Origin of the sequence: Salinicola rhizosphaerae (genome assembly GCF_014652715.1) — a bacterium.
GTDB classification, from domain to species: Bacteria; Pseudomonadota; Gammaproteobacteria; order Pseudomonadales; family Halomonadaceae; genus Salinicola; species Salinicola rhizosphaerae.
Map to the genome: position 1 here is coordinate 117159 of NZ_BMZI01000004.1, position 26822 is coordinate 143980.

A 26822-nucleotide genomic window follows, 5' to 3' on the forward strand; every position below is an offset into this window, starting at 1 on the left:
CCTCAGGTGTAGAGTCGCTGCAGAATCGTCTCGTAGAGGCGACTCAGCGTGTCGAGGTCGGCGGCAAGAATGCGTTCGTTGACCTGGTGAATGGTGGCGTTGACCGGGCCCAGCTCGATCACCTGCGCTCCCAGTGTAGCAATGAAGCGCCCGTCGGAAGTGCCGCCTGAGGTGGAGAGCGCCGGGCAGCGCCCGGTGACAGCCTCGCAGGCGGCTCGCGTAGCGTCGAGCAACTTGCCATCCGGTGTCAGGAACGGCTCGCCGTTGAGCGTCCATGTCAGGCGATAATCGAGGCCGTGGGCATCGAGGATCTCGGCGACTCGCTCACGCAGCTGCTCGTCGGTCACTTCGGTCGAGTAGCGGAAGTTGAACGTCACTTCGAGCTCGCCGGGAACGACGTTGGTCGCGCCGGTGCCGGCATGCACGTTGGAGATCTGGAAACTGGTCGCCGGGAAGAAGTCGTTGCCCTCGTCCCAGCGGGTCTCCGTCAGCGCCTGCAGCGCCGCGAGCGATTGATGAATCGGGTTGCGCGCCAGGTGGGGATACGCCACATGGCCTTGAATTCCGCGGACCGTGAGTACGCCGCCCAGCGAGCCGCGACGGCCATTCTTGACCACGTCTCCCAGGTGACTGGTGGACGAGGGCTCACCGACGATGCAGTAGTCGAGCGGATCGTTGCGTTCGCGCAATCGCTCGACCACGGCACGCGTACCGTGAACGGCGGGACCTTCTTCGTCAGCAGTGATGAGAAAGGCGAGGCGGCCTTCGTGATCGGGGTGAGCGGCCACGAACCGCTCGACGGCGGTGATCATCGCCGCGAGGCTGCCCTTCATGTCGGCGGCGCCGCGACCGCGCAGATAGCCCTCGGCATCGACACAAGGGGTGAACGGTGGCACGTCCCATTCGCTCTCCGGCCCGCTGGGCACGACATCGGTGTGCCCGGCGAACGCGAGCACCGGGCCGTGCTGGCCGCGAGTGGCCCAGAAGTTGTCGATGCCGCCGATGGTCATGCGCTCGACGTGAAAGCCGATCGCTTCCAGCCGTTCGATCATCAGCGGCTGGCAGCCGTGATCGTCTGGCGTGACCGAAGGTCGCGCGAGCAGATCGAGCGCCAGAGCGAGCGTGGCGGACGAGGTCTGGCCTGTACCACCGGACAGCGAAGGCACCGGCGGTGTGGTCTGGGCAGACATCAGTTGTGCGCGTGCAGCGCTTCGTTCAGCGCCACCGCACTCTTGTTGGTGCGGCACTCCAGGCGCCCGGTCACCGAGTGGCGGATGAACAGCAGGTCGCTCTGACCGGCGAGTTCACGGGCGGCAACGGTCTCGACGGCTTCACCCTTGTCGTCGAGCACGGTGACCTTGGAGCCGGCGGTGACGTAAAGGCCGGCTTCGATGGTGCAGCGGTCGCCGAGCGGGATGCCGAGGCCGGCGTTGGCGCCGATCAGGCAGTTCTCGCCAATGCTGATGACGACGTTGCCACCGCCCGAGAGGGTGCCCATGGTCGAGCAGCCCGCGCCAAGATCCGAGTTCTTGCCGACGAAGACGCCTGCGGAGATGCGGCCCTCGACCATGCCCGGACCCTCGGTACCGGCGTTGAAGTTGCAGAAACCTTCGTGCATGACGGTGGTGCCTTCGCCGAGATGCGCGCCGAGGCGAACGCGGGCGGTGTCGCCGATGCGCACGCCCTTGGGCACCACGTAGTCGGTCATCTTCGGGAACTTGTCGACGCAGTCGACCGAGAGCGGGCGCCCGGCCAGACGCGCCTTGAGGCGGCGTGCCGACAGCTCTTCGACGTCGATGGCGCCCTCGCTGGTCCAGGCGATGTTACGGAGCAGGCCGAACATGCCGTCGAGCTTGAGGCCGTGCGGCTTGACCAGACGGTGAGAGAGCAGGTGCAGCTTGAGATAGACTTCCGGCACGCTGGCGGGCGCATGATCTTCGCCTAGAAAGACGGCGACCAGCGGGCGCTTCGCGTCGGCGAAGGCTTCTGCCAGGTCGGCCTGTTCGGCGGCGCCGGCCTCACGCAGGGCCGTCGCCAGGGCGGTGCAGTGCTCCGGCAGAAAGCTGACGGTTTCGCTGTCGGCGTCACCCAGTGCCTGACGCGCCGCCTCCACGATGGCCGAGGCAGGCTGAAAGAGTGGGGCGGGGTAGTAGACTTCGAGCCAGTCGCCCTGGCTATTCTGGGTTCCGATTCCTAAAGCGAAGCTCAGCATCGCGTCTTCCTCATGGCTGTTGTCTGTATAGGGGTGTTCGAACGGGTCGTGTCTGAAACGATCTCGGCCAAGCTGTCGGAACCGACGACGTCAGAGCGCGACGTAGCGCGCCTTGTCCAGGCCGACGATCACTTCGCCGGCGGACTCGAGTACCGGGCGTTTCAGCAGGGTCGGATGCGCGAGCATCAGCGCGATGGCGCGCGCTTCGTCGAGCCCTTCCTTGTCTGTCGGGGCGAGCTGACGCCAGGTCGTGCTGCGAGTGTTGAGCAGTGCCTGCCAGTCGACCCGACTCAGAAAGGCATCGAGATGTGCGCGAGTCAGTCCATCCTCGCGCAGATCGTGGTAGCGGTAGTCGACGCCTTGCGCATCGAGCAGGCGTCGCGCCTTGCGACAGGTGTCGCAGGCCTTGATTCCATAGAGCGTGGCGGTCATGGCGGCCATCGTTACCGTTGTCGTCGAGGGCGAAGAGTATAAGGGCGCGTTCGAAGGGGCTCAAACGCGCCGGTGTCGCGGGCAACCAGGGCGGTCGCGGCGCTATACATCCAGCGCCTCGCAGAGTCGCGCGCGCAGGCGAGACTGTGCTTCGGGATCGGTCAATGGCCGCCCCTGCTTGTCGGTAATGAAGAAGACGTCCTCGACGCGCTCGCCGAGCGTGGCGATCTTCGCCGCCGACAGCGAGATATTCTGCTCCATGAAGATACGCCCGACGCGTGCCAGCAGGCCAGGCCGGTCAGGCGCCACCAGTTCCAGCGACGTCCGTGCGTTGGCCGGGTCCTGCTCGATGATCACTTCGATTGGCACTTTGAAGTGCTTGAGCTGACGCGGTGTATGGCGGCTGACGATCTGCGGATAGTCGTCAGGATCGTCGAGCTCCTCGACCAGGTGGCGGCGAATCGCTTCCAGTCGCGACGGCTCGCGAATCGCCTCTCCATCGTCGTCGAGCAGGATGAAGGTGTTGAGCGTCCAGTCGTCGCTGGAAGTGGCGATCCGCGCATCGTGGATCGAGAGTCCGAGCTGTTCGATCGCGGCTGCCGTGGCCGCAAAAAGATCGTCGACCGAGCGAGCGTGGATGAAGATCTTGGTGCCGCCTTCGGTCATGTCGTCGCTGGGGCCGCTGACCAGCACCAGCGGCAGCTCGGCCGCGACCGGGGCCGCGGACGGCTGGTCCGGTAACGCCTGTTCGTGTTGGCTCGAGTTGTCGTGGACCGGGGCTTCGTGGGCGAGAATGCCCTGGGTCTGCCAGGCGATTTCACTCGGTGTGTACTGTAGGAAGTAGTCCTCGCCGAAAGTCTGCCATCGCTGCTCGACGCGCACGGCGTCCGCCCCGATGGCACGCAGCAGACCCAGCGCTTCCACGCGGGTTTCGTCGACCCAGCCCTTGCGGTCGACGGTGTTGTCGAGCCCGCGGCGCAGCACGCGTCGGGTTTCGGTGTAGAGCTGGCGCATCAGTGACGCCCGCCAGCCGTTCCACAGTGAAGGATTGGTGGCGCTGATGTCGGCGACGGTGAGGACATAGAGGTAGTCCAGGTGCACTTCGTCACGCACCGTGCGGGCGAAAGCGTGGATCACGTCCGGGTCCGAGAGATCGCGCTTCTGTGCGGTCTTCGACATCAATAAATGATGCTCCACCAGCCAGGCGACCAGGCGCGTGTCCCAGCTTGCCAGCGCGTGGCGACGGCAGAACTCGGCGGCATCCACGGCACCGAGCTCGGAGTGATCTCCACCGCGGCCCTTGCCGATATCGTGATAAAGACCGGCGATCCACAGCAGTTCGAGCTTGGGCAGCTTCTGGATTACCTCGATGGCGACCGCATACTCGTCACCATCGCGGGCTTCGCGAAAGCGCTGCAGAAAGCTCATCAGGCGCAGCGTGTGGGCATCGACCGTGTAGATATGAAACAGGTCGTGCTGCATCAGGCCGACGGCTTCGCCGAACTCGGGCAGGTACTTGCCGAGTACGCCGTAGCGGTTCATCCGGGTCAGCTGCGTGGGCACGTCGCCGCCGCTGCGCAGAAGCTCCATGAACAGGCTTTGATGACGCAGATCGTCACGGAAGGCATCGTCGATCAGGTGACGATGATCGCGAATCTGACGAATGGTGTCGGCACGCACGCCGTCGATCTCCGGATGCTGGGCCATCAGCAGGAACAGCTCGAGCAGCGCGCCGGGCCGGCGCACGAAGACGTTCGGCTGACGCAGCTGTATATAGCCGCCCTTGATCTCGAAGCGCGGATTGATCGGCTTGACCTCGAGCGCCTCACCGGCGCGCAGAATCACCTCGTCGAAGTGCTGCAGGAGCATGTCGTTGAGGCCGGCCAGCGCCGTGACATGGCGATAGTAGGTCTTCATGAACTGCTCGACCGCCAGTCGTTCGCGAGTGTCGGCGTAGCCGAACAGCTTGGCCAGCGTGCGCTGGTGGTCGAACAGCAGTCTGTCTTCGGCGCGTTCGGTCAACATGTGCAGGGCGTAGCGAACCTGCCACAGAAACGCCTGGCCCTGGCTCAGAATGCGCAGTTCGGCGTCGTTCATGAAGCCCTGGGCGACCACGTCTTCATAGCGCAGCGGGCCGAAATGACGTTTGGCGACCCAGCCGATCATCTGGATGTCACGCAGACCGCCGGGAGCGCTCTTGATATTCGGCTCCAGGTGGTACTCGGAGTTGTTGTGCTTGTGATGCCGAGTGATCTGCTCTTGCCACTTGGCTTCGAAGAACGCGGGTGAGGACCACATGTGCGCGGTCGACAGGCGCTCGCGCATTGCCTCTCGCAGGCGTTCGGGGCCGGCCAGCGTGCGTGTCTCGAGCAGATTGGTGATGATGGTGACGTCGCCACGGGCCTCGCGTTCGCAGTCGTTGAGCGAACGGACGCTCTGACCGATCTCGAGCCCGATATCCCAAAGAAAGGTAATGAAACCGGTCAAGGGTTCGCGGTAGGGCGTATCGTCGTCGTGGCCGAGCAGCAGCAGCAGATCGATGTCGGAGTGCGGGTGCAGCTCGCCGCGGCCGTAGCCACCGACGGCCAGCAGCGCAACGCCATCATCGGGCCAGTCGAATCGCTCCCAGGCGACTTCCAGTAGGCGATCCAGGCACCAGGCGCGCCCGTAGACCAGGTCGCGGATGTCGGCGCCGCGCCGGAAGCGCTCGTCGAGGCGCTCGCGTAGCGCCGCCAGCGCCTGTTTGAACAGGGCAATCGGCTGGCGGTGGTGTTGCAACTCGTCTCGGAAGGCCGCCACATCGAACAGGGTGTCGTCGGGGTGAAAGCGGTAGTGGTGCAGCAGCATGGTCCGTCGTTCTCCGTGGGAACCGTCTCCGGCGCCTCAGGCGGCGAGGAAGCTCAGATCCTCGTCGGAGCGCGCCGTCAGCACCTCGACGCCGGTCTCGGTCACTAGCAGGGTGTGCTCCCACTGCGCCGACAGGCTCTTGTCCTTGGTCACCGCGGTCCAGCCATCCTTGAGTACCTTGGTGCGATAGCCGCCGGTGTTGATCATCGGCTCGATGGTCAGGCACATGCCGGCGGCGAGCTCGGCATCGGCCTCAGGCGCATAGCCGTCGTAGTGCAGCACCTGCGGCTCCTCGTGGAAGCCTGCGCCGATGCCGTGGCCGCAGAAGTCGCGCACGACCGAGTAGCCCGCCTGTTCGGCATGCGCCTGGATGACCCGGGCAATGGTCGAGAGGCGCGCGCCCGGACGCACTTCGGCGATACCTCTATAGAGGCACTCCTGCGTGATGCGGCTCAGCCGCTCGCCCTGAATCGTCTCGCCGATCACGAACATCATGCTGCTGTCGCCGTGATAGCCATCGGCGGTCTTCACGGTGATGTCGATGTTCATGATGTCGCCGTTCTTGAGCTTCTTGTCGAAGTCGGGAATGCCGTGGCAGACGACGTGATTGAGCGATGTGCAGATCGACTTGGGGAAGCCGTGGTAGTCGAGCGGCGCCGGGGTGGAGCCCAGTTCCTTGACGATGAAGTCGTGGCACAGACGATCGAGCTCGCCGGTGGTCACGCCTGCCTTCACGTGAGGCGTGATCATCTCGAACACGGCGGCGGCCTGGCGGCCGGCTTCGCGCATCTTTTCGATTTCGTCCGGGGTCTTGCGTGGAATATTCATGCGTTCTCGCAGCGGAGGATCGGTGGGCGTCGGGCTGGATCGAGCGTCGCCAAATCGAGGCGCGGGCGACTGGCTTAGACCAGCGGCGACTTCATCTTGAATGCGTTGTATGGTATAAAGCCGCGCGCTCGACTGCAATTCTCGTCCCGCACGACGCCCAGGCTTGCATGCAACAGGCATCGACAGCCCGCGTCGCGCTCATGGAAATGGCAGCGAGGCATCAGCGATAGCGGCATTGCCGCGTCACCAAAAACACACACGCACCGACACATGGTCCCGGGTGCCGTGACGGCCAAGCGCCGAGCGGTCGGATCCATGGGGTGTGTGGAGGCCCAACCCGATTCTTCAGGAGTCATCATGGCACAAGTCAACATGCGCGATCTGCTCAAGGCAGGCGCACACTTCGGTCACCAGACCCGTTACTGGAACCCGAAGATGGGTCAGTACATCTTCGGTGCCCGTAACAAGATCCACATCATCAACCTCGAACATACTCTGCCGGCACTGCTCGAAGCGGCAGGCGTGGTCGAGAAGATGGCCGCTTCCAACAACAAGATCCTGTTCGTCGGCACCAAGCGTTCCGCGAGCAAGATCATCAAGGAAGAAGCGAATCGTGTGGGTCAGCCGTTCGTCAATCATCGCTGGCTCGGCGGCATGCTGACGAACTACAAGACCATTCGTCAGTCGATCAAGCGTCTGCGTGAGCTCGAGAGCATGCGTGAAGACGGCACGTTCGAGAAGCTGACCAAGAAAGAAGTGCTGATGGCCACTCGCGAGCAGGACAAGCTCGAGCGCTCCATCGGCGGCATCAAGGAGATGGCGGGTCTGCCCGACGCGCTGTTCGTGATCGACGTCGATCACGAGCGTATCGCGATCAACGAAGCCAACAAGCTGGGCATCCCGGTCATCGGCGTCGTCGATACCAACTCCAACCCGGACGGCGTCGATTACGTCATCCCGGGTAACGACGACTCGATCCGCGCTATCCAGATCTACGTCCAGGCGATCGCTGATGCCTGCGGCAAGGCGAAGGAAGGCCGCCCCGACGAGTTCGTCGAGGTCAGCGAGTCGAGCGAAGCCGCCGCCGAGTAAGGCGACGCCGCCACGGCATCCGGTCTGCGTTGAGCAAGCTCCCGCAGGGCGACAGTCGGTCCGCCGACGCCAGCGCAGACACAAGGGGGCTCAAGAGCCCCCTTTTTACACTTGGAGCGGCGCCAGTGGCGCCCTCGTCAGACGACATAGCGATCTAGCGGAGAATCAACATGGCAGCTGTCACTGCTTCTATGGTCAAGGAACTGCGCGAGCGTACCGGTCTCGGCATGATGGAGTGCAAGAAAGCACTCACCGAAGCCGATGGTGATATCGAGCGCGCGATCGAAGACCTGCGCAAGAACTCCGGTCTCAAGGCCGCCAAGAAGGCCGGCCGTACTGCCGCCGAAGGCGCCATCGTCACCCAGGTTGCCGAAGACGGCAGCTTTGGTGCGATGCTCGAAGTCAACTCCGAAACCGACTTCGTGGCCCGCGACGACAACTTCAAGGGCTTTGCCGCCAAGGTGCTGGCCAAGGTCTTCGAGAGCAAGTCCGAAGACGTTGCCGCGATCATGGAAGGCGAGCTGGAAGACGCGCGTAACCAGCTGGTGCAGAAGATCGGCGAGAACATCTCCGTGCGCCGCGCGGCGATCGTCGACGCGCCGGCCGGCGGCACTGTCGGGGCCTACGTCCACGGCGACCGCATCGGTGTGCTGACCGTACTTCAGGGCGGCAACCCGGAAGTCGCCAAGGACATCGCCATGCACGTGGCAGCGATCAATCCGGTCGTCGCGCGTCCGGAAGAGATGCCGCAGGAGCAGCTCGACAAGGAAAAGGCGATCATCCTGGCCCAGCCCGACATGGCCGGCAAGCCGGAGCAGATCGCCGAGAAGATGGTTCAGGGCCGTCTCAAGAAGTACCTGGCCGAGAACAGCCTGACCGAGCAGCCGTTCGTCAAGGACCCGAACCAGAGCGTGGCCGAATACGCCAAGGCGGCGGGTGGCGAAGTGCTCGGCTTCACGCGTTTCGAAGTCGGCGAAGGCATCGAGAAGGAAGAAGTCGATTTCGCCAAGGAAGTCATGGAACAGGCTCGTCGCTGAACGCTCGTGACGAGCATGCTGCGCCCGGGCTGCGTGAGAGGTCTCGAACGGGATTCTCGAGTCAACGCCTGGCGTGATTGCCATGCAGTATGAGGTGTGGATGTCATTCGTATTAGAATGACTTCATACTCTAGTCGATGGCGTGCGCGAGAGCGCACGCCATCGCGTATCCGGCAGATGGATTCGGCATCTGCCCGGCTCGCCGACACCGACGCGTATAATCAGGAGAGATCGTCATGCCCGACGCCATCGACCGTTCCGCCAAGCCCCACGAGCGCAGCGACCCGTCCGAACGTCGTGACAAGTTCGAGCGTATGGACAAGTCAAAGTACAAGCGGATCCTGCTCAAGCTTTCCGGAGAGGCACTGGCCGGTGATCAGGAGTTCGGCATCGATCCCAAGGTGCTCGACCGTATGGCGCTGGAGATCGGTCAGCTGGTGGGGATCGGGGTTCAGGTGGGTATCGTCATCGGCGGCGGCAATCTGTTTCGCGGTGCTGCACTGCACGCTGCTGGCATGGAGCGGGTCACCGGCGATCACATGGGGATGCTGGCGACGGTCATGAACGCGCTGGCGATGCGCGATGCGCTCGAGCGATCCAATATTCGCTCCCGCGTGATGTCCGCGATTCCGATGAGTGGTGTGGTCGAGCATTATGATCGCCGCACTGCCATTCGCTATCTCACCTCGGGTGACGTGGTGATCTTTTCTGCCGGTACGGGCAACCCCTTCTTCACGACCGACTCGGCAGCCTGTCTGCGCGGCATCGAGATCGATGCCGACGTGGTGGTCAAGGCGACCAAGGTCGATGGCGTCTACGACAAGGACCCGGTGAAACACGCCGATGCCGTCAAGTATGACCGGCTGGGTTACGATGACGTCCTCGATCAGAAGCTCGGGGTCATGGATTTGACCGCCATCTGTCTGGTACGTGACCATGACATGCCGCTTCGGGTGTTCGACATGACCAAGCATGGCGCGCTGTTGAATCTGGTAGTCGGTGGGCGAGAAGGCACGCTGATTGAGTGAGGTTTAGGACATGATCGACGATATCAAGAAAGACGCGGCAGCGCGCATGCAGAAGACGCTGGAGTCTCTGCAGAGCAATTTTCACAAGATCCGTACCGGACGCGCGCATCCGAGCATTCTGGATGCGGTGATGGTCGAGTATTACGGCAGCGACATGCCGCTGAATCAGGTGGCCAACGTCACCGTCGAAGATGCGCGCACGCTGAGCATCACGCCGTGGGAACAGCCCATGGTGCCCAAGATCGAGAAGGCGATCATGACCTCCGATCTGGGGCTGAACCCGGCGACGGCAGGTAACGTGATTCGCGTGCCGATGCCGCCGTTGACCGAAGAGACGCGCAAGAACTACATCAAGCAGGCGCGTGCCGAAGCGGAAAACGCTCGAGTGGCCGTTCGCAATGTGCGGCGCGATGCCAACGGCGATCTCAAGAGCCTGCTCAAGGAGAAGGAGATCACCGAGGACGACGAGCGTCGCGGAGAAGAGGACGTCCAGAAGCTGACCGACAAGTTCGTCGGCGAGATCGACAAGCTGCTGGAAACCAAGGAACACGACCTGATGCAGGTATGAGCGGGACGGCGCGCCGAGATCGCTCGTGGGCGCCGTCGTTCACCTGTCTTGCGAGCTAACATGACAGACATGCAGTTGCGTGACGCTGTTGCGCCGTCGTCTGTGCCCCGCCACGTGGCGATTATCATGGACGGTAACAATCGCTGGGCGCGAGCTCGGGGACTCTCCAGTGCTCAGGGACACCGCGCGGGCGTGGAGTCGCTGCGCGCGGTCATTCGACGCGCTGCCGAACGGCGCGTCGAGACGCTCACGCTCTTCGCGTTCTCCAGCGAGAACTGGCGTCGGCCATCGGCCGAGGTCGGCGCGCTGATGGAACTCTTCATGCTCGTGTTGAAACGCGAGGTGAAGAAACTCCATGAAAATGACATTCGTCTCACCATCATCGGCGAGCGTCGTCGTTTCTCCACCTCGCTGCAGAAGCAGATGGGGCGTGCCGAGGCGTTGACCCGAGACAACCCGGGCATGCATCTCGTGGTGGCTGCCAACTATGGTGGCCGTTGGGATATCGCTCAGGCCGCTCGGCGATTGAGCCAGCGCGTCGCCGATGGCCAGATCGCCCCGGACGAGATCGACGAGAAAATGCTCGATCGCGAAATCTGCCTCGCTCACGAGGCACCGGTCGACCTCTGCATCCGCACCAGCGGTGAGCAGCGCATCTCCAATTTTCTGCTATGGCAGATGGCGTATGCCGAGTTCGTCTTCGCCCAGGAGTTGTGGCCGGACTTCGACGGCGACGCCTTCGATGCCGCGCTGTTGGCCTATCAGCAGCGCCAGCGGCGTTTCGGCATGAGTCAGCAGCAGGTCGAGGTTCAGGGTGCTTAGACAGCGCATATTGACGGCGCTGATTCTGGCGCCGATCGCTCTGGCCGGGCTGTTCGGCCTCTCCCACGGTGGATTTGCCGCCTTTACTGCCCTGGTGTTGCTGCTTGGTGCCTGGGAGTGGGGGCGTCTGGCCGGTTTCGACGCCCTTGCCCCTCGGCTGCTCTACACCGTTCTCGTCGGGATCATTCTCGGTCTCGTCTGGTTCGCTGGCGGGATCGATGCGCACTGGCCGCTCTGGCTCGGGGTGGCCGGCTGGCTGCTCAACGCCTGGTGGGTGTCGCGCTACCCGCGCGGGACCGAGCAGTGGCAGCAGCCTGCCGTCCGTCTGGCGATGGGGCTCTGGGTTCTCGTGCCTTGCTGGGTCGGGTTCCATCAGCTGCGTCAGGAGGGCAGCGAGTGGTTGCTCTTTGCGCTGCTGCTGGTCTGGGTCGCCGATATCGGGGCCTATTTTGCCGGCCGCCGCTTCGGGCGGCGCAAGCTGGCACCCAGTGTCAGCCCCGGGAAATCCTGGGAGGGCGTCTATGGTGGCTGGGTGGCGGTTGCCGTGCTCGTCCTCGTCTACGCCCTGTGGCTCTCGCTGAGCGTCGCCCAGACGTTCGGCCTGCTGGTGCTGGCACTCGTCGTCGCCTTCGTCTCGGTGATCGGCGATCTCCTCGAGAGCATGCTCAAGCGTTTCCGCGGGCTCAAGGACTCGAGCCACCTGCTGCCGGGCCATGGCGGCATTCTTGATCGGATAGACAGCTTGACCGCTGCAATCCCGCTATTTGCCCTCATTCGCCCCTGGTTGGGTTGATCTTTTCATGACGTCATCGTTTTCGAGCTCCCCTGCGTCTTCGAACCCGGTTTCACCGCGCACGCTGACCGTGCTGGGGGCCACCGGCTCCATCGGTCGCAGCACGCTGGATGTCGTGGCGCGATATCCCGACAGCTATCGGCTTCATGCCGCGACCGCACAGCACTCGAAAGAGGCGCTGCTCGAGATCTGCCTGCGCTTTCGTCCGCGCGTTGCCGTCATCGGCACCATGGAGGATGCCGATTGGTTGCGATCGCGGCTGCGTTCGGCAGGGGCCGACGACATCGAGGTGACCTACGGTAAGTCGGCGCTGCAGGAAGTCTCCTCTGCGGATGCGGTCGACACCGTGATGGCCGCCATCGTCGGCGCAGCCGGTTTGATGCCGACTCTCGCCGCCGTGGAGGCCGGGAAACGCGTCCTGCTGGCGAACAAGGAGTCGCTGGTCATGTCGGGGGCACTGTTCATGGACGCGGTGGCGCGTTCCGGCGCCACACTTTTACCGATCGATTCGGAACATAATGCCATCTATCAGTGTCTTCCTAGTCAGTCCGTGGCGGGGCGGCCCGAGACGGGGCAGTCCGTCACGGGGCATGCCGAAAGGCACCTTCAGGTCGGCCAGCGTGGATTCGGGAGCGCCGGGCAAGGCGTTTCTCGACTGCTGCTGACGGCTTCCGGCGGCCCGTTTCGTGAATGGCCGCAAGAGCGGCTGGCGTCCGTGACCCCGGAACAGGCGTGCGCGCACCCCAACTGGTCGATGGGTCGAAAGATATCGGTCGACAGCGCGACGCTGATGAACAAGGGGCTCGAACTGATCGAGGCCTGCTGGCTGTTCGATGCCTCGCCTCGTCAGGTGGAGATCGTGGTGCATCCGCAGAGCATCATTCACTCGATGGTCGGATACAGCGACGGGTCGGTCATCGCGCAGATGGGCAACCCTGACATGCGTACGCCGATCGCTTACGGGCTGGCCTGGCCTGATCGCATCGATGCCGGCGTGGAGCCGCTCGATCTATTCGCGGTCGCCAGGCTCGACTTCGAGGCACCTGACGAGGTCCGCTTCCCCTGCCTGCGCCTGGCGCGCGAGGCGATCGAAGCGGGCGGCACGGCGCCGGCGAGTCTGAATGCCGCCAACGAAGTGGCGGTGGCTGCCTTTCTCGAGGGACGAATATCGTTTCCCGGGATCGGTGGATTGATCGAAGAGACGCTGTCCGCGACGCGAACGCGCGCGGCCGACTCGCTCGACGTGATACTGTGCGAGGATGCCGAGGCGCGGCGAATTGCCGAAGCCTTGCTGCAACAACGGTCATTTTAGGAGGGGCAGGCGTGATGGATGCGCTCCAGAACGTGCTGGCTGTCATCGTCGTACTCGGCCTGCTGATCACGTTTCACGAGTTCGGGCATTTCTGGGTGGCGCGGCGCTGCGGCATCAAGGTATTGCGCTTCTCGGTCGGCTTCGGCAAACCGCTGTGGTCGCGTCGGGATCGACATGGCACCGAGTTTGCCATTGCGGCCATCCCGCTGGGTGGCTACGTCAAGATGCTCGATGAGCGCGAGGGACCTGTCGCGCCGGAAGAGCAGCATCGCGCCTTCAATCGCAAGTCGGTGTGGCAGCGTATTGCGGTCGTGGCGGCCGGGCCGATCGCCAATCTCCTGCTGGCCCTGGTCGCCTATTGGGCGCTGTTCGTCTACGGCACCTCGACCGTGGCGCCGGTGATCGGTGACGTGGCCGCGGATTCGCCCGCCGCGCGCGGCGGGCTGCAGAGTGGCCAAGAGATCGTCAGCGTGCAGGGCGAGTCGACGCCTTCATGGAATGACGTCAATCTGCAGCTGATTGCCGCCATCGGCGCCAGCGGCGAGCTCAGCGTGACGACGCGCGATCACCAGGGCAGTGCGACGCGAACGCACCGCGTGCCGGTGAATCAGTGGTTGGTGCGGCAGGACCCGCCGCGTCCAATGTCGTCGCTGGGCATCACGCCGTGGCGCCCGACGGTGCCGGCGACCCTGGGGCAGGTGCTGGACGATGGCCCGGCCGCGTCTGCCGGTCTCCGGGCGGGCGATCATATCGTCAGCGTCGGAGGGCGTGAGCTGGCCGACTGGTCGGCTTTCGTCACGGTCGTACGCGATCACGCCGGGCAGCCACTGACGGTGGAGATCGAGCGCGACGGAGAGCGGAAAACGCTGAATCTGACGCCGGAACCGCGCGAGACCGAAGATGGTCAGACGATCGGGTATGTGGGTGCGGCCTCGGCGGCGGTCACGTGGCCGGCGGAGTACCGTCGAGAAATTCGTTACGGGCCGCTGGCAGCCATCGGTCAGTCGTTCTCGAAGACGGCAGAGATGACCTGGCTGACGGCGGACTCCATTCGCAAGATGATCGTCGGCTGGATCTCGCCGTCCAACCTATCGGGCCCGATCACGATCGCCCGCATCGCCGGCGACTCGGCGCGCAGCGGCGTCGAGACCTTCGTCGGGTTTCTGGCCTATCTGTCGATCAGCCTCGGCGTGCTCAATCTGTTGCCGATTCCCGTGCTCGATGGCGGGCATCTGGTCTACTACCTGATCGAACTGGTGCGTGGCAAACCGGTCTCCGAGACGGCGCAGGCCATGGGGCTGCGCGTCGGTGTTGCCCTGGTGGGGTGTCTGATGGCGATGGCGCTCTATTTCGACCTGATGCGCCTCTGACAGCAGGACGTCGAGGTGAACGCCTGGCGCCATGGGCGCCGTGGAAGATCCCTTGAGTGACGAGAGACGATCTTGTCAGTCACAGGGAGAAATGTATAAGGTGCCTGTTCGATACGCGGGCGGACCCCAGAGAAGCGATTGATTGCATGAAACTCAAGACCATCGGATTGGCAGGACTGCTGCTGGCCAGCTCCCCCGTGGCGCTGGCTGCACCTTTCGAGATTTCGGACATTCGGGTAGAGGGGCTGCAGCGTGTCTCCGCCGCATCGGTGTTCAACGCTTTTCCCGTCAGCGCGGACCAGACGGTAGATGACCAGCAGCTGGGTCAGGCGGCCCAGAAGCTTTTCGACACGGGGCTGTTCGATGACATCCGGCTCTCGCGCGATGGCGATGTCCTGATCGTCAACGTGTCCGAGCGCCCGTCGATTGCCGAGATCAACATCGACGGCAACTCGCAGATTTCCGACGACGATCTGCGCAAGGGGCTGAGCGACGCCGGTATCGCCGAAGGCCAGGTGCTGCAGCGCTCCACGCTCGAAGAGATGCAGCGCGAGCTCGAACGTCTCTATCAGTCTCAGGGGCGCTATAGCTCCAGCATCAAGACCTCCGTCGAGCAGCTCGAGCGCAACCGGGTCCGGGTGAACATCAATATCAACGAAGGCGAGGTCGCGAAGATTCGCCAGATCAACGTCGTCGGCAACCAGGCCTACGACGACGATACGCTGCGCGATCTGTTCCAGCTCGAGGACAAGCCGGGCTGGTTCTTCGGCTGGTTCTCCGACGACGAGTACTCGCGCGAAGCGCTCTCCGGTGATCTCGAGACGCTGCGTTCCTGGTATCTCGATCGCGGTTACGTCAACTTCTCGATCACCTCGACGCAGGTGTCGATCAGCCCGGACAAGTCGCGCATCTTCGTGACCATCAACGTCGATGAAGGCAAGCGCTACAAGCTCGACAAGATCAACTTCGACGGTGACCTGAAGATGGACGACGCAACCGCGCGTTCGCTGGTCACTGCCGAACCGGGCGAATATTTCTCGCAGAGCAAGCTGACCGCCTCCTCCGAGGCGCTGCGCCAGAAGCTGGGTGCCGAAGGGTTTGCCTTTGCCGACATCAAGGCCGTGCCCACGGTCAATGAAGCCGACAGCACGGTCGATATCACGTTCCGCGTCGATCCCGGCCGCCGCGCCTACGTCCGGCGCATCAACTTCGAAGGCAACACCACCACGCAGGACGAAGTGCTGCGGCGTGAAATGGTGCAGATGGAAGGGGCGCCGGCGTCTACCGACCAGATTTCTCAGTCGCGTCAGCGCCTCGAGCGACTCGGCTTCTTCAAGCAGGTCGATGTCGACACGCGCCCGGTGGCCGGTGAACCCGATCAGCTCGATGTCACCTACAACGTGCAGGAGCAGCCGTCCGGTTCGATCTCGGCAAGCGTCGGTTTCTCCCAGTCGGCCGGTGTCATTTACGGCGCCGCGCTCTCCCAGAACAACTTCCTGGGGACGGGTAACCGCGTCAACATCGGTGCGCAGCGCAGTGACACGTTCACCAACATCAACTTCGGCTTCACCGATCCGTACTGGACGCTGGATGGCATCTCGCGCGGCTACAACGTCTTCTACCGCGAGACCGATTACGAAGATTCCGACATCTCGACGTACTCGACCGACTCCTACGGCGGCAACATCAATTTCGGTTATCCGATCAACGATCTGTCCCGCCTCAACTTCGGTGTCGGACTCGAGCGCCTGTCGATCGATACCTACGACGACACGCCGTCGGAAATCGTCAAGTACACCGATGACGAGGGCGAGGACTTCCTCAATTACAAGCTGACCGCGAGCTGGACGCGCAACAACCTGAACCGCGGCATCATGCCGACGGCGGGCAGCTACCAGCGGGTTTCGCTGGAAACCGCAGTGCCGGGCTCCGACGCCGAGTACTACAAGCTTCGCTATCGCGGGCAGAAGCTGTTCGAGCTCAACCCTGACTGGTCGCTGAAGTTCAGCAGCAACCTGGGTTACGCCGACACGCTGGGCTCCAACGACCCCTATCCGTTCTACGAGAACTTTTACGCCGGCGGCCTGGGCTCGGTGCGCGGCTATACCGGCAACACGCTGGGGCCGAAGACCACCGAGCGCAACGATGGCGACGACGATACACTCGGCGGTAACGTGCTGGTCGAAGGGTCGGCCGAGCTGATCTACCCGTTCCCGTGGATCGAGGATCGCCGCTCGTTGCAGACCAGCGTCTTCATCGATGGAGGTAACACCTTCCTGACCGACTGCTATGCAGTCGTCGATGGCGACGGTCCCTCCGAGTGCGAAAGCGGGATCAACCTCGACGACATGCGTTACAGCGTGGGCCTGGGGCTCTCCTGGCTGACGCCGGTGGGACCGCTGACGTTCAGCGTGGCGAAGCCGCTCAACGAGAAGGATGGCGACGACCCGCAGGTGTTCCAGTTCTCGCTGGGTCAGACGTTCTGATCCGGAATTTCACGGTCGCGGCGGGATGATCCGTCGCGACACCGACTCACCCATCTCCATTCATCGAGAGTCTTTCTCAAGGAGGCGCGGGATGCGCAAGGTAGTAGGAGCCCTCGGGCTCGGTCTGTTGACCATGGTATCGGTTCCGGCAATGGCCACCGAAGTCGGCGTGCTCGACTGGCGCGAGGCGCTGATGTCTTCCGACTCGGCCCAGGCGTCGATGAATCAGCTGAAGAATCGCGTCAGCTCGCAGCAGCAGCAGGCGCAGTCGCTGCAGCAGGAACTGCAGCAGCTGCAAAAGCGTCTGCAGCAGAATGGCGACGTCATGTCCGAATCCGAGCGTAACACCGTGACCCAGCAGCTGCGCCAGAAGGGCGGACAGTTCCAGCAGCTTCGGGGCCAGATCTCTCAGGCTCAGCAGCAGGCCGAGCAGCAGTACCTGAAAGGCGCCAAGCCCAAGCTCGACCAGGCGATCGAGCGGGTGGTGAAAGAGCATGACCTGGACATGGTCGTCGACCGTGACGCGGTGGTCTATTCCGGCGATAGCCTGGATATCACCCAGGAAGTGACCCAGATCTTCAACTCGCTCAACTAATCTTCGAATCGGCGCCCGTTCATGAACAGTGATGCTGCAGTCTCCTACACCCTGGGCGAATTGGCGGAGCGGCTCGATGCTCGCCTGATCGGTGACGCGGATCTTCGCGTCAGCGGGCTCTCGACCTTGACCGACGCCGGCCCCGGAGACCTGGCATTTCTCGCCAATAGAGCGTATCTGAAGTACCTGGCCGGCACCGGCGCCGGTGCGGTGCTGGTGCATCCGGCTCACGGTGAAGCCTGTCCCTGTCCTCGGCTCGAGCTGGACAACCCTTACCTGGGCTACGCCAAGCTCTCGCATCTCTTCGATCCGTTGAACAATCGCCCGCGTCAGGCTGTGCATTCGACGGCCACGGTGTCACCGAGCGCTGCGGTCGGTGAGCGGGTCGAAATTGGCGCCAACTGCGTCATCGAGGCTGGTGTGGAGATCGGCGACGACTGCGTGATCGGTCCCGGCTGTGTCATCGGTGCCGATACCGTCGTCGGCGCGGGTTCCCGCCTGCATGCCAACGTGACCGTCTATCACGGCGTGACCATCGGCAAGCGCGCGATTCTTCACAGTGGCAGCGTCATCGGTGGCGACGGCTTCGGATTTGCTCATGATGGCAAGCAATGGGAGAAGATCGCTCAGCTGGGTGGGGTGTCACTGGGCGATGATGTCGAGGTCGGCAGTTGCTCGAGCATCGATCGCGGTGCGCTCGGCGACACGCTGATCGGCAGCGGTGTCAAGATCGACTCCCAGGTGCAGATCGCGCACAACGTGCAGATCGGCGATCACAGTGCGCTGGCAGGTTGTGTCGGCATCGCCGGTTCGACCAAGGTCGGGCGGCACTGTCTGCTCGGCGGTGGCGTCGGTTTGTCCGGGCATCTGACACTGACCGATGGCGTCCAGGTGACGGGCATGAGTCTGGTGACCAATTCGATTCTCGAGCCCGGTGTCTACTCTTCCGGTACCGGCTCCATGTCCAATAGTCAGTGGCGCAAGAACGCGGTACGCTTCAAGCAGCTCGACGAGATCGCCAAGCGACTGCATCGGCTCGAGCGAGACATGCGCGATACCTGATCGTCACTTCCGCCTGACGTGGCCGGCCGCGGGCCGGGCACGTTTCAAGGCGACTTACCCGAGGCTGGCAGGCCGCGAGTGCGCCTGTATAATGCCCGCCCACAAGGGGATCGCCGTTCTGCTGCCCCGTGCCTGCCCCCGGTCTGGTCTGATCGATCGTCGTCCGGGGGCAGGCATTTCGTTATTTCAGAGGTCGTATTGATGATAATGGACATCAACCAGGTTCGTGAGTATCTACCGCATCGTTATCCGTTTTTACTGGTAGATCGCGTGACGGAGATCACGCAGGGCGAATCGATCGTGGCGCTCAAGAATGTCAGCATCAACGAACCTTTCTTCAACGGCCATTTTCCCCATCACCCGATCATGCCGGGCGTGCTGATCATCGAAGCCATGGCGCAGGCCTGTGGCATTCTGGGTTTCAAGACGGTCAACAAGATGCCGGCCGATGGTTATGTCTACTATCTCGTCGGCAGCGACAACGTGCGCTTCAAGCGGCCGGTCATGCCGGGCGACCAGCTCAAGCTGGAAGCGAGCGTGATCAAGGGCAAACGCGGTATCTGGAAGTTTGCCTGCCGCGCCAGCGTCGACGGCGAGCTGGCCTGTGAAGCCGAAATCATCTGTGCCGAGAGGAAAATCGCTTGATCCATCCTACCGCCATCGTCGATCCCACCGCGCAGCTGGCGTCGGATGTCGAAGTCGGGCCGTTCAGCGTGATCGGCCCTGACGTCGAGATCGATGCCGGTAGCGTGATCGGCCCGCATGTGGTGATCAAGGGGCCGACCCGAATCGGAAAGCGTAATCGCATCTTCCAGTTCGCCTCGGTCGGCGAGGATTGCCAGGACAAGAAGTACGCGGGCGAGTCGACGCGTCTCGAGATCGGCGACGATAACGTCATCCGCGAAAGCGTGACGCTGCATCGCGGCACCGTTCAGGATCGCGGTGTGACCACCATCGGCAGTCGCAATCTGTTCATGGCTTACTCGCACGTGGGGCACGACTGCGTGATTGGCGATGACTGCATTCTTGCCAATCAGGCCACGCTCGCCGGCCACGTCAAGCTGGGCAATTTCGCGATTCTCGGCGGCCTTTCGGCGATCCATCAGTTCTGCCACATGGGTGAGCATGCGATGGTCGGCGGCTGTTCGGCGATCACCAAGGACGTGCCGGCTTTCATCATGGTGAGCGGCAATCCGGCATCGCCACACGGGCTCAACTCGATCGGGCTCAAGCGTCGCGGGTTCTCCGACGAGGGCGTGCGCGCGCTGGGCGAGGCCTATCGTCTCGTCTATCGCAAGGGGCTGACGCTGGAGCAGGCGGTGAGCGAGATCGAGAGTCGCTTCTCGCTCGACGAGACGCAGCGCTTTCTCGACTCCATCAAGGTGTCTCAGCGCGGCATCATCCGCTAGGGAACTGAAGCGATGCGCGTCTATCTGGTCGCGGGAGAGCTCTCGGGCGATAACCTTGGCGCGGGCCTGATCCAGGCGCTCAAGCGTCGCTACGGCGAAATCGAGTGTCGCGGGATCGGTGGCCCGCGCATGCAGGCGGAGGGGCTGGTTTCCCTCTATCCGCTCGAGACCCTGTCGGTCATGGGCTTCGTCGAAGTGCTCAAGCACTTGCCCCGGCTGGTGAAAGTGCGCCGTCATCTCAAGCAGGACGCGATCGCCTGGCGTCCCGATATCATGATCGGTATCGACTCTCCCGATTTCACCATTGGACTCGAGCGCCAGCTCCACGATGCCGGCATTCGCACCGCGCACTACGTCAGTCCCTCGGTCTGGGCCTGGCGTCAGGGGCGCGTCAAGACGATCGCCAAGGCCGTGGATGCGATGCTCACGTTTCTGCCGTTCGAGGCGGACTTCTACCTCGAGCATCGCGTGCCGGTGGCCTATGTAGGGCATCCCCTGGCCGATGAGCTGCCGCTGACCAACGACCGCCCTGGCGCACGTGCAGCGCTTGGCCTTGAGCCCGATCTACCTACGCTGGCGCTGCTGCCCGGTTCGCGGGGCAACGAAATTCGTTTTCAGGGCGAGCGATTTCTGCGGGCCGCAGCCGCGCTGCGAGCGCGTCTCGGTACGCTCCAGGTGGTCATTCCGGCGGCCTCCGCCGAGCGAAAGCTCGAGATCGAAACGCTGCTGCAGCGCTTTCCCGAACTGGCTGCCGACACGCGCATCGTCGAAGGGCGTGCGCGCGAGGCGATGGTGGCAAGCGATGCGGTGCTGCTGACTTCCGGCACCGCGGCGCTGGAAACCATGCTCTGCCATCGTGCCATGGTCGTTGCCTATCGGATGGCGCCCGCGACCTGGTGGCTCGCCCAGCGGTTGGTCAAGACGCGCTGGATCGCGCTGCCCAATCTGATCGCGCAGGAGACGCTGGTGCCCGAGCTGATCCAGGATGCCGCGAGCGAGGCGAATATCGTTGCCGAGCTGGCCCCCTGGTTCGAGGACGTGGATCGCCGCGAAGCGCTGGAGTCGCGTTTCGCCGAGATGCATGCCGGGCTCCAGCGCGGCGCCAGTGAGCGGGCTGCAAAAGCGGTCACGGCCGTCGTCGAGCGCGGCTCGCTGCCGTCCGATACCGCTGAAATTTGAGGCCCCGTTCGATGCCTGCCAGACGTCCAGCCACAGCCTATCCGGAACTGGTGATCGCGTACCGCGGAGACCGGCTTGCCGGTGTCGACGAGGTCGGGCGTGGCCCGTTGGTCGGCGCCGTCGTCGCGGCTGCGGTCATTCTCGATCCCGCGCGGCCGATCGACGGGTTGACCGACTCCAAGGCGCTGAGCGCCGCCCGCCGCGAGGCGTTCGATACGCAGATTCGAGAGCGCGCTTTGGCTTTCGCGATCGCGGAAGCGAGCCCGGCCGAGATCGATGCGCTCAATATCTACCACGCGACGCATCTGGCCATGCGGCGCGCGATCGATGCACTGTCGATCGCGGCCGAGTACCTGCTGGTCGATGGCAATAGAATGCCGGGCCACGCCTGTCCCGGCCAGGCCGTGGTCAAGGGCGATTTGCGTCACCCGGCGATCAGTGCCGCGTCGATTCTGGCCAAGGTGGCGCGCGACGCCCAGATGGCCGGCCTGGACGCGCAATTTCCCGAGTACGGCTTCGCTCGTCACAAAGGCTATCCGACACCGGAACACCTGGCAGCGCTGTCACGTCTCGGTCCGCTGACGGTGCACCGGCGCTCTTTCGCGCCGGTGCGCAAGCAGATCGAGCTTTTTGCCTGAGACGCCGACGGCCAAAGCGTCATTGTGAGGCCGTGCAGCTTTGGGCATGCTGGTAGCGCGACCGGCGACGCCCGATACCGACGGCTGGTTCGCCATTTCATTCGCCGACTGACCCGAGTTCGTCATGACAACACCTTTCGTTCATCTCCGAGTCCACAGCGAATACTCCCTGGTCGACGGTCTGGTTCGGCTCAAGCCGCTGGTCAAGGCGACCTCGGCTGCCGGCATGCCGGCGGTCGCGGTGACCGATGACACCAACCTCTTCGGGCTGGTCAAGATCTACAAGGCGGCACAGGGAGCGGGGCTCAAACCGATCATCGGCGCCGACCTCTGGTTGCACAATGCGCACGACGAAAGCCACCCCTATCGCCTGACGCTACTGGCGATGAACGATATCGGCTACCGCAATCTTACCGAGCTGATCTCGCGCGCCTGGACCGACGGCCAGCGCCAGAACATGGCGATTCTCGACAAGGCCTGGGTATTCGAACAGAGCGAGGGGTTGATCGCGCTTTCCGGCGCTCGCGAGGGCGAGATCGGCCGCTTCCTGATCGCCGAGCACGGGGAGACCGCGCGGACGCTGCTCGAGGAGTGGAATCGCTTCTTCCCTGGACGGTTCTATCTCGAGCTTCAGCGGACCGGTCGTCAGTACGATGAAGAGTGTGTGCATGCCTCGGTGGCGCTTGCTAGCGAGACCGGTACCCCGGTGGTCGCGACGAACGATGTACGCTTTCTCGAGCGCGAGGATTTCTGGGCGCACGAGACCCGCGTCTCGATTGGCGAGGGCAAGGCGCTGGAGGATCCGCGCCGCGAACGTAAATATTCGGAAGAGCAGTATCTCAAGTCCCCGGAAGAGATGGCGGCGCTGTTCGCTGACATTCCCGAAGCACTCGAGAACAGCGTGATGATCGCCGCCCGCTGCTCGGCTAGCGTGCGTCTTGGCGAAATTTTCTTGCCGGAGTATCCGATCCCCGAGGGCATGACCCAGGACGATTTCTTCCGCAAGATCTCCCACGATGGTCTGACGGCGCGACTCGAGCAGCTGTTCGACGGCGACAATCCGATCTACCCCGGACGCTCCCGGGCCGAGTACGAGCCCGCCTACCGACAGCGCCTCGATTTCGAGCTCGATATCATCCTGAAGATGGGGTTTCCCGGTTACTTCCTGATCGTGATGGACTTCATCCAGTGGGCCAAGGACAACGACATCCCGGTCGGGCCGGGGCGTGGTTCGGGTGCCGGTTCGCTGGTTGCCTACGCGCAGAAGATCACCGATCTCGATCCGCTTGAGTATGATCTGCTGTTCGAGCGCTTCCTGAATCCGGAGCGTGTCTCCATGCCCGACTTCGACGTCGACTTCTGCATGGAGAAGCGCGATCGGGTGATCGACTACGTGGCCGACCGCTACGGCCGCAACGCGGTCTCGCAGATCGTGACCTTTGGCACCATGGCGGCCAAGGCGGTGGTGCGCGATGTCGCCCGTGCCCAGGGCAAGCCCTACTCGATGGGCGACAAGCTCTCCAAGCTGATTCCGTTCGAGGTCGGCATGACGCTGGCCAAGGCGATCGAGGATGAGCCTCAGCTCAAGGAGTATCTCGAGTTCGACGAAGAAGCCGCCGAAATCTGGGAGATGGCGCTCAAGCTCGAGGGTGTCACCCGCGGCACCGGCAAGCACGCCGGCGGGGTGGTGATCGCGCCGACCAAACTGACCGACTTCTCGCCGCTGTTGTGCGAGCCGGATGGTTCCGGGCTGGTCGTGCAGTTCGACAAGAACGACGTCGAGGATGCCGGTCTGGTCAAGTTCGACTTCCTGGGGCTGCGCACGCTGACCATCATCGACTGGGCGCTGGAGATGGTCGATGTCGTGCGCGCGCGCGACGGCGTTGGGCCGCTCGATATCAGCACCATTCCGCTGGATGACAAGCCGACCTTCGACATGCTCAAGAAGGCCGAGACCACGGCGGTCTTCCAGCTCGAATCGCGCGGCATGAAAGAGTTGATCAAGCGCCTGCAGCCGGACTCGCTGGAGGACATGATCGCCCTGGTGGCGCTGTTCCGCCCAGGCCCGCTGCAGTCGGGCATGGTCGATGACTTCATCAACCGCAAGCACAAGCGGGCCGAACTGGCTTATCCACACCCGGATTACCAGCACGAGCTGCTCAAGCCGGTCCTCGAGCCGACCTACGGCATCATTCTGTATCAGGAGCAGGTGATGCAGATCGCGCAGGTGCTGGCGGGTTATACCCTGGGCCAGGCCGACATGCTGCGCCGTGCCATGGGCAAGAAGAAGCCCGAGGAGATGGCCAAGCAGCGCCAGGGTTTCCTCGACGGCTGTGCGGCCAACGCCATCGACAACGATCTCGCCGGCAACCTGTTCGATCTGGTCGAGAAATTCGCCGGCTACGGCTTCAACAAGTCGCACTCCGCCGCTTACGGCCTCGTCTCCTATCAGACGGCCTGGCTCAAGGCGCACTATCCGGCACCGTTCATGGCGGCGGTGCTGTCCACCGAAATGGACAACCTAGACAAGGTCGTACCGCTGATCGAGGAGTGTCGTCATCTCGGGCTCACGGTGACGCCGCCCAACGTCAACGTCGGTGCCTACAAGTTCACGGTCGACGAGGCTGGGCAGGTCGTCTACGGGCTCGGGGCGATTCGCGGCGTCGGCGAGGGGCCGATCGGTGCCATCGTCGAGGCGCGAGAGGCGGATGGTGAGTTCCGCGACCTGTTCGACTTCTGTCGCCGGATCGACGGCAAGCGCATGAACAAGCGCACCATCGAAGCGCTGATTCGCTCCGGCGCTCTCGATGCATTGGGGCCATCCCGCGCCGTGCTGGCCGCCTCTCTGGAGGCCGCGCTCAAGGCCGCCTCGCAGAACCAGGCCAACCAGAACATCGGCATGATGGACATGTTCGGCGAGGCGTTCGCCGAGCCGACAGCGGATGGCGATATCTACGCCGATTATCGTCATGCGCGAGACTGGAGCGACAAGGAACGCCTTGCCGGCGAGAAAGACACGCTGGGCCTCTACCTCACCGGTCACCCGATCGATGAATACGAGCACGAGCTCAAGCGTTTCGTCGCCACGCGGATCGTCGATCTCAAGCCATCCCGTGAGCCACAGCGCGTCGCCGGTCTGGTGGTCGCGATGCGCACGATGAAATCGAAGCGCGGCGACACCATGGCGTTCGTCACGCTCGACGACCGCACGGGACGCATCGAGGCGTCGCTGTTCGGTGAACTCTTCGACCAGGTTCGCGGCCAGTTGAACGCCGATCAGGTGCTGATCATCGAAGGCGAAGTGTCGAGTGACGACTACTCGGGCGGTTTGCGTCTGCGCAGCAAGGACGTCACGCTCATGGCGGACGCCCGGGCTCGCTTCGGTGAAGCGGTAGAGCTGGCGGTCGACGGCGCGCGGCTCAACGGGCGTTTTTCCCGATCGCTGCATGACAGTCTCTCGCCGTGGCTCAGTGATGCCGGGCTGCCCGTGCGGGTGCGTTACCGCAACAGCGCCGCCAGCGGTTGTTTCGAGCTGGCCGAGGCCTGGAAGGTCTCGCCCTGCGATGAGCTGATGACCGCACTGCGCGACGTCGAAGGTTTCGATACCGTATCGCTACGTTATCGCGGCGGCTGATCGGACGAACAAATGCATCACCTTGCTTACACTCGTCAGGGTGCGATAATGACGCGTTTCGCGACACGCCAGTACGCTTGCCAGTCATCGCCGATTGCCAGGATCACACAGTAGAAGCCCTATGAATCCCAATTATCTGGACTTTGAACAGCCGATTGCCGAACTTCAGGCCAAGATCGAAGAACTGCGACTGGTCGGTAACGACAGTCAAATCAGCCTGAGCGACGAGATCGGCAAGCTCGAAGAGAAAAGCCGTAAGCTCACCGAGCAGATCTTCCGCGACCTGACCGCCTGGCAAGTGACGCAGCTCTCTCGCCACCCGCAGCGCCCGTACACGCTCGACTACCTGAGCCACGTCTTCACCGATTTCGACGAACTGCACGGCGACCGCAACTTTGCCGACGACGCCGCTCTGGTCGGCGGCGTGGCCCGTCTCGACGACAAGCCGGTCATGGTGATCGGCCATCAGAAAGGCCGCGACGTGAAGGAGAAGGTGCGCCGCAACTTCGGCATGCCGCGTCCTGAAGGCTATCGCAAGGCGTGCCGGCTGATGGAGATGGCCGAACGCTTCAAGATGCCGGTGCTGACCTTCATCGATACGCCGGGCGCCTACCCCGGCATCGACGCCGAGGAGCGCGGGCAGTCGGAAGCGATCGCCTACAATCTCGCGGTGATGTCACGGCTGAAGACGCCGATCATCTCTACCGTCATCGGCGAGGGCGGATCAGGCGGTGCGCTGGCCATCGGTGTCTGCGACGAGCTGCAGATGCTGCAGTACGCCACCTATTCGGTGATCTCGCCGGAAGGCTGCGCTTCGATTCTGTGGAAGAGCGCGGAGAAGGCCTCCGACGCGGCGCAGGCCATGGGCATCATCGCCTCGCGCCTGAAAGAGCTCGGCTTCGTCGATACGCTGATCGAAGAACCGCTCGGGGGCGCGCATCGTCACCCCAGGCAGACGGCCGGCAAGGTGAAGGACGCGCTGCTCGCAAGCCTCGATCGCCTCGAGAGTCTGGAGACCGATGCGTTGCTGGAGCGGCGGTACAAGCGTCTCATGTCCTACGGCGCACCTCAGTAGGCGATCGGCTGCACTCACTCATACGGCGTTGAATGCTCGTTCGGAATGCTCATGTAGCACGCTACACTGCGCGTCCTCACTCGCCTTCGCCTTGTCTGAGTATCGTTCGCTCGACCGCATGGCCTCGAGGAATGAATGGTCTGATTGCCCTGGGTGAGCCCGCGACGACGGTGTCGGATTCGTTCGTCGTTCGCTCGACCGCATGGCCCCGAGGGATGAATGATCTGATTGCCCTGGGCGCGCCCGCGATGACTGACGGTGTTGGATTCGTTCGTCGTTCGCTCGATCGCATGGCCTCGAGGGATGAGTGGTCTGATTGCCCAAAGCGAGCCCGCGACGGCGGCGTCAGGTTCGTTCATCGTTCGCGCTCCGATAAGCACAGTGTTTCAAAGCGAGGCGCATT

Annotated in this window: 22 protein-coding genes; 17 read left to right on the forward strand and 5 right to left on the reverse strand. The window is 63.3% G+C overall.

Annotated elements, in window-relative coordinates; translation table 11 throughout:
- Positions 1-2: 2 nt before the first annotated feature.
- The 5 genes from dapE to map all read right to left on the reverse strand — a co-directional run bounded on the left by dapE (position 3) and on the right by map (position 6319).
- Positions 3-1190, reverse strand: coding sequence for a succinyl-diaminopimelate desuccinylase (gene dapE, locus IE125_RS09315; RefSeq protein ID WP_189444398.1), 1188 nt, complete (start codon positions 1188-1190; stop codon positions 3-5).
- The gene (gene dapD, locus IE125_RS09320) at positions 1190-2212 is read right to left on the reverse strand and encodes a 2,3,4,5-tetrahydropyridine-2,6-dicarboxylate N-succinyltransferase (protein WP_189444399.1); all 1023 of its coding nucleotides are present in this window, start codon (positions 2210-2212) and stop codon (positions 1190-1192) included. Before dapD ends, dapE begins: the two co-directional genes overlap by 1 nt.
- Before the next feature lie 90 nt (positions 2213-2302).
- Positions 2303-2644: an ArsC family reductase gene (locus IE125_RS09325; RefSeq protein WP_229809025.1), complete on the reverse strand. Its 342-nt coding sequence runs from the start codon at positions 2642-2644 to the stop codon at positions 2303-2305.
- A 102-nt stretch (positions 2645-2746) separates the two neighbouring features.
- Complete coding sequence (locus tag IE125_RS09330) at positions 2747-5491, reverse strand: [protein-PII] uridylyltransferase (RefSeq protein ID WP_189444401.1); 2745 nt, start codon at positions 5489-5491, stop codon at positions 2747-2749.
- A gap of 36 nt (positions 5492-5527) precedes the next feature.
- A complete protein-coding gene (gene map, locus IE125_RS09335) occupies positions 5528-6319 on the reverse strand; it encodes a type I methionyl aminopeptidase (RefSeq protein ID WP_189444402.1) in 792 nt (263 codons plus the stop codon).
- A 357-nt stretch (positions 6320-6676) separates the two neighbouring features.
- On the opposite strand from map, the gene rpsB reads away from it, so the two are divergent.
- The 17 genes from rpsB (at position 6677) to accA (ending at position 26419) form a co-directional block, all read left to right on the forward strand.
- Positions 6677-7411 (forward strand): 30S ribosomal protein S2, encoded by a 735-nt coding sequence (gene rpsB, locus IE125_RS09340; protein WP_189444403.1) that lies wholly within the window; start codon positions 6677-6679, stop codon positions 7409-7411.
- A gap of 170 nt (positions 7412-7581) precedes the next feature.
- Entirely contained in the window at positions 7582-8448 is an 867-nt protein-coding gene (gene tsf / locus IE125_RS09345; RefSeq protein WP_189444404.1) for a translation elongation factor Ts, read from the forward strand.
- A gap of 314 nt (positions 8449-8762) precedes the next feature.
- Complete coding sequence (gene pyrH / locus IE125_RS09350) at positions 8763-9476, forward strand: UMP kinase (protein ID WP_189444780.1); 714 nt, start codon at positions 8763-8765, stop codon at positions 9474-9476.
- 10 nt (positions 9477-9486) lie between these two features.
- Positions 9487-10044 (forward strand): ribosome recycling factor, encoded by a 558-nt coding sequence (frr, locus tag IE125_RS09355; protein ID WP_189444405.1) that lies wholly within the window; start codon positions 9487-9489, stop codon positions 10042-10044.
- 60 nt (positions 10045-10104) lie between these two features.
- Entirely contained in the window at positions 10105-10866 is a 762-nt protein-coding gene (gene uppS / locus IE125_RS09360; RefSeq protein ID WP_189444406.1) for a polyprenyl diphosphate synthase, read from the forward strand.
- Positions 10859-11659 carry a phosphatidate cytidylyltransferase gene (locus tag IE125_RS09365; protein WP_189444407.1) on the forward strand — a complete coding sequence of 267 codons (801 nt, stop codon included), beginning with the start codon at positions 10859-10861 and terminating at the stop codon, positions 11657-11659. Before uppS ends, IE125_RS09365 begins: the two co-directional genes overlap by 8 nt.
- 7 nt (positions 11660-11666) lie before the next feature.
- Positions 11667-12971 carry a 1-deoxy-D-xylulose-5-phosphate reductoisomerase gene (gene ispC / locus IE125_RS09370; protein ID WP_189444408.1) on the forward strand — a complete coding sequence of 435 codons (1305 nt, stop codon included), beginning with the start codon at positions 11667-11669 and terminating at the stop codon, positions 12969-12971.
- Between the two features lie 14 nt (positions 12972-12985).
- Positions 12986-14341, forward strand: a complete 1356-nt coding sequence (gene rseP, locus IE125_RS09375; protein ID WP_189444781.1) for a sigma E protease regulator RseP — start codon at positions 12986-12988, stop codon at positions 14339-14341.
- A 146-nt stretch (positions 14342-14487) separates the two neighbouring features.
- On the forward strand, positions 14488-16827 hold the full coding sequence (gene bamA / locus IE125_RS09380) for an outer membrane protein assembly factor BamA (RefSeq protein WP_229809026.1): 2340 nt from the start codon (positions 14488-14490) through the stop codon (positions 16825-16827).
- Between the two features lie 91 nt (positions 16828-16918).
- On the forward strand, positions 16919-17422 hold the full coding sequence (locus tag IE125_RS09385) for an OmpH/Skp family outer membrane protein (protein ID WP_189444409.1): 504 nt from the start codon (positions 16919-16921) through the stop codon (positions 17420-17422).
- A 21-nt stretch (positions 17423-17443) separates the two neighbouring features.
- Complete coding sequence (gene lpxD, locus IE125_RS09390; RefSeq protein ID WP_189444410.1) at positions 17444-18484, forward strand: UDP-3-O-(3-hydroxymyristoyl)glucosamine N-acyltransferase; 1041 nt, start codon at positions 17444-17446, stop codon at positions 18482-18484.
- A gap of 201 nt (positions 18485-18685) precedes the next feature.
- Positions 18686-19129, forward strand: coding sequence for a 3-hydroxyacyl-ACP dehydratase FabZ (gene fabZ / locus IE125_RS09395; protein WP_189444411.1), 444 nt, complete (start codon positions 18686-18688; stop codon positions 19127-19129).
- Positions 19126-19893, forward strand: a complete 768-nt coding sequence (gene lpxA / locus IE125_RS09400; RefSeq protein WP_189444412.1) for an acyl-ACP--UDP-N-acetylglucosamine O-acyltransferase — start codon at positions 19126-19128, stop codon at positions 19891-19893. The genes fabZ and lpxA overlap by 4 nt, the downstream gene beginning before the upstream one ends.
- 12 nt (positions 19894-19905) lie before the next feature.
- On the forward strand, positions 19906-21072 hold the full coding sequence (gene lpxB, locus IE125_RS09405; protein ID WP_189444413.1) for a lipid-A-disaccharide synthase: 1167 nt from the start codon (positions 19906-19908) through the stop codon (positions 21070-21072).
- Between the two features lie 11 nt (positions 21073-21083).
- Positions 21084-21710: a ribonuclease HII gene (gene rnhB, locus IE125_RS09410; protein WP_189444414.1), complete on the forward strand. Its 627-nt coding sequence runs from the start codon at positions 21084-21086 to the stop codon at positions 21708-21710.
- Between the two features lie 124 nt (positions 21711-21834).
- Positions 21835-25344: a DNA polymerase III subunit alpha gene (gene dnaE, locus IE125_RS09415; protein WP_189444415.1), complete on the forward strand. Its 3510-nt coding sequence runs from the start codon at positions 21835-21837 to the stop codon at positions 25342-25344.
- A gap of 121 nt (positions 25345-25465) precedes the next feature.
- A complete protein-coding gene (gene accA, locus IE125_RS09420; RefSeq protein ID WP_189444416.1) occupies positions 25466-26419 on the forward strand; it encodes an acetyl-CoA carboxylase carboxyl transferase subunit alpha in 954 nt (317 codons plus the stop codon).
- Positions 26420-26822 lie beyond the last annotated feature (403 nt).